This window comes from Dehalococcoides sp., from assembly GCF_041654235.1.
GTDB lineage: Bacteria > Chloroflexota > Dehalococcoidia > Dehalococcoidales > Dehalococcoidaceae > Dehalococcoides > Dehalococcoides mccartyi_B.
Window position 1 is genome coordinate 1 of record NZ_JBAZDW010000056.1, and the last position, 8,292, is coordinate 8,292.

Sequence of the window (8,292 nt, forward strand, 5' to 3'; positions counted from 1 at the left end):
TTTTTAATCCCGAAGATTTGAATGCACTCGAGCAGGCGCTGCGGATCAAGGATCAGCATCCGGGATCAACCGTGACTATTTTGACCATGGGGCCCGGACGTGCGGCGGAAATTATCCGGGAAGGGATGTTCCGGGGTGCTGATGATGGTATCCTGCTGACTGACCGCGCTTTTGCCGGCTCCGATACGCTGGCTACTTCCTATGCGTTATCCCGGGTTTTGAAGAAGGTGAAAGATTTTGATCTCATTATTGCAGGACGTCAGGCGATTGATGGTGATACGGCCCAGGTAGGGCCACAGGTTGCTGAGAAGCTTGGACTTCCCCAGGTTACCTATGTGGAAGAAATTCAAAAACTTGAAAAGGATAAGATTTACCTGAAACGCCGTCTCCACAATGGTGTTGAAATGGTCATTTGTCCGATTCCGATGCTCATGACAGTTAATGGTTCCGCTCCTGCATGCCGGGCCCGGAACGCCAGATTGCTGATGAAAAATAAACATGCAAAAACTGTTTCAGAACTTCAAAATTCCAACGAAGATTACCTTCACCTGTATAATGACCGCCCGTATTTGAACATTGCGGAATGGACGGTTAATGATATTGAGGCTGACCAACAGGAACTTGGACTGAGTGGTTCACCGACAAAGGTGAAAACCATAGAAAATGTGATATTGCAGGCTAAAGAAGCCAAAGTGATCTCGTCTTCCGATCCCGATATAGAAGACCTGATGAAGGAATTACTTGCAAGTCATACCATTGGTTAACCTTGTCCTGAAATTATACAACCTTAGAACTGAAAAATAAACAGATGGAACGGCCATGAGAGAAGATCTCTCGCAAAAATATGATTTAAATGGCGAATTCCGTATACCTTTAAAAATAACTTACATACCCATGAACAGCGTATTTGTATATTGTGAAATAGAAGATGGTCAGGTAGCTGAAGTGAGTCAGGAACTGATGACCAAAGGACGTAGCCTGGCTTGTGAACTGGGCTGCAATTTGGAAGCACTGGCCATTGGCTGTGAGCTTAACGGAATTGAAAGTCAGATTTTCCCCTATGGCGTGGATGTGTTATATGTGGCAGATGATAAGCGTTTGTCTCCTTATACGACGCTTCCGCATACCTCCATTATTGTTAAGCTGTTCGAAGAACAGAAGCCGCAGATCGCATTAATGGGAGCCTCTTCCGTTGGCCGGGACCTGGGACCACGGGTTTCTTCCGCCTTGCACAGCGGGCTAACAGCCGACTGCACCAGTCTGGTTATCGGTAGTCATGAAGATAAAAAACTGGGAAAAATTTACGAAAAATTATTGTATCAGATCCGACCAGCCTTTGGCGGAAACATCATTGCCACAATTATTAATCCGGAACATCGTCCGCAGATGGCTACTGTTCGTGAAGGTGTCATGAAAAAGGAAATTTTCAATCCGAAATACAAGGGAAAACTCGTTAAACTGGATGTTTCAAAATATGTGAGCGATACTGATTTTGTAGTGGAGATCATTGAACGTCACCTGGAGAAACGTAAGGTCAACATGATAGCAGCTCCTATCGTGGTTTCCGGAGGATACGGTGTAGGATCGAAGGAAAACTTCCGGTTATTGTTTGAGCTGGCAGAAGTTTTAGGTGGTGAAGTCGGGGCCTCCCGGGCTGCTGTTGATGCAGGCTTTGCGGAGCATGAACGTCAGATTGGCCAGACCGGGGTCACCGTTCGTCCTAAATTATATATTGCCTGTGGTATTTCAGGCCAGATTCAGCATCGCGCCGGTATGGACCAGTCTGCCCAGATTATCGCGATTAATACAGATCCGGAGGCACCAATCAACGCCATTGCCGATTATGTCATTACCGGCGGTGTGGCCGATGTCATCCCCAAAATGATCAAGTATTATAAAAAGAATACCAAGTAATCATCTTAAACATTCAAAAATGGCTAATTTTTATACCGATAATAAAGATCTGAAGTTCCATTTGTATCATCCTTTGATGGAAAAGATCGTTCGCATGAAGGAAAGGAATTTTTCAGAAAAGGAAAAATTTGATTTTGCACCCATGGATTATGAAGATGCCATGGACAGCTTTGATAAAGTTTTGGAGGTGGTTGGTGAGATCAGCGGCGATATCGTTGCTCCCAATGCGGAATCGGTTGATGCTGAGGGCCCCTTGGTGGTTGATGGACGCGTAGTCTATGCACGGGGGACAAAACAAAACATCGAGGCACTGAATCAGGCCGGACTGATGGGCATGTCGCTTCCCCGCAGGTTCGGCGGGTTGAATTTTCCAATCGTTCCCTATATTATGGCTGCCGATGTGGTGTCGCGTGCCGATGCCGGCTTTGTGAATATCTGGGGATTGCAGGATTGCGCTGAGACCATTAATGAATTTGCATCTGAAGAGCAAAAAGAAAAGTACCTGACCCGCGTTTGCCAGGGAGAAACCATGGCGATGGATTTAACCGAGCCCGATGCGGGCTCCGACCTGCAGGCCGTTCAGTTGAAGGCAACGTACGATGAAAAATCAGGTGTTTGGCTGTTAAACGGGGTAAAAAGGTTTATTACCAATGGAGACGGACATATTTCCCTGGTATTGGCCCGGTCGGAACCCGGTACGAAAGATGGCCGCGGTTTATCCATGTTCATTCATGATAAACGGAATGGAGGGGTCACTGTCCGCCGCATTGAGCATAAAATGGGTATCGTGGGATCACCCACCTGTGAACTGGTATTTAAGGATGCCCCGGGCGAACTGGTTGGAAGCAGAAAATTAGGGCTCATCAAATATGTTATGGCCCTGATGAATGGCGCCCGTCTTGGGATTGCAGCCCAGTCGGTGGGAGTCTCTGAGGCTGCTTACCGCGAAGCTTTGAGCTATGCCAAAGAACGGATGCAGTTTGGAAAAGCCATCATGAGGTTTCCCGCGGTATATGAGATGTTGTCAAATATGAAGGCTAAGCTGGATGCCTCGCGAACCATGTTGTATGAAACCGCACGTTTCGTGGATGTTTATAAAACCTATATGCATATTTCGGAAGAGCGTAGTCTGGATCAGGTGGAGCGTAATGAAATGAAGAGCTATCAAAAACTGGCCGATTTCTATACACCCCTGGTCAAGGGGATGTCCTCCGAGTTTTGTAACCAACTGGCATACGATGCCATCCAGATCCATGGCGGCTCCGGTTTTATGAAAGATTATCCCGTTGAACGGATTTACCGTGATGCCCGGATTACCTCGATATACGAGGGTACTACACAATTGCAGGTCGTTGCAGCTATCCGCGGGGTTACCACCGGCGTCTTTCTGGATCAGATCCGCAAGTATGAAGCAGAAAAACTATCGCCCGAGCTGGAATACCTGCGCAGGGCATTGATCATTTTGACTGATGAATACGAGCAGGCTGTCCATAAAGTCATGGCCGTGCATGAAAATGAATTTTTGGATTTTCATGCACGTCGTCTGGTTGAAATGGCCGGGTACATCATTATGTGCTACCTGCTGGTACTCGACAGCAACCGGGAACCTGCATTCCTTAAATCAGCCAAAAACTTTCTGAATCTGGCCAAGGCACAGGTAAAAGCTCATTCCGAATTCATCCGAAGCTCGGAACTGAGCGATTTGGGGGTTTATAAGTATGAGATGGAATAGTAATAGAGGAGACCGGTAGCAGTTTAACCGGATTTTGGTTTTACTTTTTTGCGATTTATTGCATCAGGAATGAATGTATTGAATGTATAGAATGTTGTATTTCATTTTTTTGGAGGGTTTCAAGTTTCTGAGGGCCAGGCAGGGGGGTTTGATTTAGGGTCTTGTGGGGTAAAAAAGAAAGGGAAAGGTATTGCAGGAATAAAAAGGATGTATATCTTTGCACCCGCTTTGGATAGGAACGGGACATCCTGGGATGATCCAAAGGGGCGTTTTGCAAGGGAAATACAGGATTTAAGCGGGTGAAGATACCGGAAAAAAAAGATTAAAAAAGATTTGGAATATCGGGGAGAAATTATTTACTTTGCAGCCGCAAAAAGCAGAAGAGTTCATTGAAGGAAATTGAGAAGGTAGCAAGATAAGGAAAGACGCGAATAATTTGGGTTTAACCGGAGCGAGGAAAAAGATTAGAAGACACAGAATACAACGAAGAGTTTGATCCTGGCTCAGGATGAACGCTAGCGGGAGGCCTAACACATGCAAGTCGAGCGGGAGTCACTTTCGGGTGATGAGAGCGGCGCACGGGTGAGTAACGCGTATGCAACCTGCCCCGGACAGGGGGATAGCCCGGAGAAATCCGGATTAATACCCCATATTATATAGATGCTGCATGGCAATTATATAAAAGCTCAGGCGGTTCGGGATGGGCATGCGTGACATTAGCTAGTTGGTGAGGTAACGGCTCACCAAGGCTTCGATGTCTAGGGGTTCTGAGAGGATGATCCCCCACACTGGTACTGAGACACGGACCAGACTCCTACGGGAGGCAGCAGTGAGGAATATTGGTCAATGGGCGCAAGCCTGAACCAGCCATCCCGCGTGCAGGATGACAGCCCTATGGGTTGTAAACTGCTTTTATACACCAAGAAAAATCCCGACGTGTCGGGACCCGACGGTAGTGTATGAATAAGCATCGGCTAACTCCGTGCCAGCAGCCGCGGTAATACGGAGGATGCAAGCGTTATCCGGATTCATTGGGTTTAAAGGGTGCGTAGGCGGCTTTTTAAGTCAGTGGTGAAATCCTGTCGCTTAACGATAGAATTGCCATTGATACTGAGAAGCTTGAGTTTAGTTGAGGTAAGCGGAATGTGTAGTGTAGCGGTGAAATGCTTAGATATTACACAGAACACCGATTGCGAAGGCAGCTTACTAAACTAACACTGACGCTGATGCACGAAAGCGTGGGGAGCGAACAGGATTAGATACCCTGGTAGTCCACGCCGTAAACGATGCTCACTCGCTGTATGCGATACACAGTATGCGGCCAAGCGAAAGCATTAAGTGAGCCACCTGGGGAGTACGATCGCAAGGTTGAAACTCAAAGGAATTGACGGGGGCCCGCACAAGCGGAGGAACATGTGGTTTAATTCGATGATACGCGAGGAACCTTACCTGGGCTTAAATGGGGAACGACAGCTGCCGAAAGGTGGCCTTCTTCGGACGTTCTTCAAGGTGCTGCATGGTTGTCGTCAGCTCGTGCCGTGAGGTGTCGGGTTAAGTCCCATAACGAGCGCAACCCTTATCGTTAGTTGCCAGCGGGTCAAGCCGGGGACTCTAGCGAGACTGCCACCGTAAGGTGTGAGGAAGGTGGGGATGACGTCAAATCAGCACGGCCCTTATGTCCAGGGCTACACACGTGTTACAATGGCCAATACAAAGGGCAGCTACCGGGCGACCGGATGCTAATCTCTAAAGTTGGTCTCAGTTCGGATCGAAGTCTGCAACCCGACTTCGTGAAGCTGGATTCGCTAGTAATCGCGCATCAGCCATGGCGCGGTGAATACGTTCCCGGGCCTTGTACACACCGCCCGTCAAACAATGGAAGCTGGGGGTACCTGAAGTCTGTAACCGCAAGGAGCGGCCTAGGGTAAAACTAGTAACTGGTGTTAAGTCGTAACAAGGTAGCCGTACCGGAAGGTGTGGCTGGAACACCTCCTTTCTGGAGCTTTGACGTTACGAGGGTTTATTTAGTTGAAAACGCCTTGTTTACCTTTTTTTTATAAAATATTGATCATCAAGTGAAGCGAAAGCTAACAGAGCTGAGAGCGGGAAGCGGGAAAGCCAGAAAGCCTTACAGCCCAAAGCAATCGAACAACCACAGTCTCGTAGCTCAGTTGGTTAGAGCACTACACTGATAATGTAGGGGTCCCCAGTTCAAATCTGGGCGGGACTACAAAAGCCCCTCCCAACCTCCCCCGAAGGGGAGGAGAGAAGGAGCAGAAAAAAGAGATTTCCCGGATCATTCCCCCTTTGGGGGAACAGGAAGGGGGCTTACGGGGGATTAGCTCAGTTGGCTAGAGCATCTGCCTTGCACGCAGAGGGTCAAGGGTTCGACTCCCTTATTCTCCACCAAAAAAGAGGTTTTCAATCGAAAGCCGGAGAATAAGAAAAATAATAGCATAATAAGTTCTTAAAATACTGGAATAACAAGGATATGCGGTGGCGCATATAAAAGTGGTTCGAGTCCATAAAATATCCACGTTTAACTCACACAATCTGGAATCAGAGAGGAAGGCCGGTTCGGTCCCCTGGAAGAGGAAGGAAGAGTTATAAAGTTCTTTGACATATTGGGAAAAAATAAATAGAAGTAAGTAAAGATTAACCTGTAAGTATAATAAATAGAAGAAAGTTAGTAAGGGCGTACGGAGGATGCCTTGGCTCTCAGAGACGAAGAAGGACGTGATAAGCTGCGAAAAGTTGCGGGGAGGTGCAAATAACCCTTGATCCGCAAATATCCGAATGGGACAACCCACCTTAGCAATAAGGTATCCGATTATGTCGGAGGTCAACCCGCTGAACTGAAACATCTAAGTAAGCGGAGGAAAAGAAAACAAAAGTGATTCCCCTAGTAGTGGCGAGCGAAAAGGGAACAGCCTAAACCAACACTGTTTCGGCAATGTTGGGGTTGTAGGACTGCGATGTATGAGTTAATTTCAAGTGGAATGATTTGGAAAGTTCAACCAAAGACGGTGATAGTCCGGTACACGTAAAGAATTAACGAGTTAGCAGTATCCTGAGTAGGGCGGGACACGAGGAATCCTGTCTGAATCTGCCGGGACCATCCGGTAAGGCTAAATACTCCTGAGAGACCGATAGTGAACTAGTACCGTGAGGGAAAGGTGAAAAGAACCGCGAACAGCGGAGTGAAATAGTACCTGAAACCGTGCGCCTACAAGCTGTAGGAGCCACCTTGTGTGGTGACTGCGTGCCTTTTGCATAATGAGCCTACGAGTTAGTCGTCACTGGCAAGATTAAGAATTTAAGATTCGGAGTCGAAGCGAAAGCGAGTCTGAATAGGGCGTAAAGTCAGTGGCGCTAGACGCGAAACCTTGTGATCTACCCATGGTCAGGTTGAAGTCCCGGTAACACGGGATGGAGGACCGAACCAGTTAACGTTGAAAAGTTCTTGGATGAACTGTGGGTAGGGGTGAAAGGCCAATCAAACTGGGAAATAGCTCGTACTCCCCGAAATGCATTTAGGTGCAGCCTCGGTTACGAGTCTTGCAGAGGTAGAGCTACTGATTGGATGCGAGGGCTTCACCGCCTATCAAATCCAGACAAACTCCGAATGCTGCAAGATGCTTACCGGGAGTGAGGGCGCGGGTGCTAAGGTCCACGTCCAAAAGGGAAAGAACCCAGATCATCAGCTAAGGTCCCCAAGTATATACTAAGTTGAACTAACGAGGTCTGATTGCATTGACAGCTAGGATGTTGGCTTGGAAGCAGCCATTCATTTAAAGAGTGCGTAACAGCTCACTAGTCGAGCGATCGGGCATGGATAATAATCGGGCATTAAGTATATCACCGAAGCTATGAATTGCACATTAAGTTGTGCACTGGTAGGGGAGCATTCCAAACTGCGTAGAAGCTGTTTCGTAAGGAGCGGTGGAGTGTTTGGAAAAGCAAATGTAGGCATAAGTAACGATAAAGGGGGTGAGAAACCTCCTCGCCGATAGACTAAGGTTTCCTGATCAACGTTAATCGGATCAGGGTTAGTCGGGACCTAAGGAAAAGCCGAAGGGCGTATTCGATGGACAATCAGTTAATATTCTGATACTTTTTAATACTGCGATGGGGTGACGGAGTGATGAAAGATCCGCGTACTGACGGAATAGTACGTTAAAGGGCGTAAGTGTTGATACCGGTAGGCAAATCCGCTGGTAGAGCTGAAACCTGACAGTACCGGGAGCCTTCGGGCAACCGGATAGTGATCGTAAGAGCTTCCAAGAAAAACCTCTAAGCTTCAGGTATTAAAGACCCGTACCACAAACCGACACAGGTAGTCAAGGAGAGAATCCTAAGGCGCTCGAGTGATCCATGGCTAAGGAACTAGGCAAAATAGCCCCGTAACTTCGGGAGAAGGGGCGCTGGTGCAAGCCAGCCGCAGTGAAAAGGCCCAGGCGACTGTTTATCACAAACACATGGCTATGCTAAATCGAAAGATGATGTATATGGCCTGACACCTGCCCGGTGCCGGAAGGTTAAGAGGGGATGTCATCGCAAGAGAAGCATTGAATTGAAGCCCCGGTAAACGGCGGCCGTAACTATAACGGTCCTAAGGTAGCGAAATTCCTTGTCGGGTAAGTTCC

3 protein-coding genes, 2 tRNA genes and 2 rRNA genes are annotated in these 8,292 nt (G+C 47.7%); all 7 read left to right on the plus strand.

Annotation, left to right across the window (positions count from 1 at the left end):
* On the plus strand, positions 1-764 hold a 764-nt coding region (locus tag WC259_RS06680), incomplete at its 5' end, for an electron transfer flavoprotein beta subunit/FixA family protein (protein WP_372643749.1).
* Positions 765-894: 130 nt separating this feature from the next.
* The gene (locus WC259_RS06685; RefSeq protein WP_372643755.1) at positions 895-1,914 is read left to right on the plus strand and encodes an electron transfer flavoprotein subunit alpha/FixB family protein; all 1,020 of its coding nucleotides are present in this window, start codon (positions 895-897) and stop codon (positions 1,912-1,914) included.
* Between the two features lie 19 nt (positions 1,915-1,933).
* A complete protein-coding gene (locus WC259_RS06690) occupies positions 1,934-3,646 on the plus strand; it encodes an acyl-CoA dehydrogenase family protein (RefSeq protein WP_372643752.1) in 1,713 nt (570 codons plus the stop codon).
* 480 nt (positions 3,647-4,126) lie between these two features.
* Positions 4,127-5,642 (plus strand): 16S ribosomal RNA (locus tag WC259_RS06695).
* A 160-nt stretch (positions 5,643-5,802) separates the two neighbouring features.
* Positions 5,803-5,876: transfer RNA gene (locus WC259_RS06700), tRNA-Ile, on the plus strand.
* Between the two features lie 102 nt (positions 5,877-5,978).
* Positions 5,979-6,055 (plus strand) — tRNA-Ala (locus WC259_RS06705).
* Between the two features lie 270 nt (positions 6,056-6,325).
* Positions 6,326-8,292, plus strand: a 23S ribosomal RNA gene (locus tag WC259_RS06710); the annotation flags it as partial.

Coding starts and splice junctions, on each gene's coding strand:
- WC259_RS06685 (WP_372643755.1), top strand. CDS start 895: ATGAACAGCGTATTTGTATATTGTGAAATAGAAGATGGTCAGGTAGCT.
- WC259_RS06690 (WP_372643752.1), top strand. CDS start 1,934: ATGGCTAATTTTTATACCGATAATAAAGATCTGAAGTTCCATTTGTAT.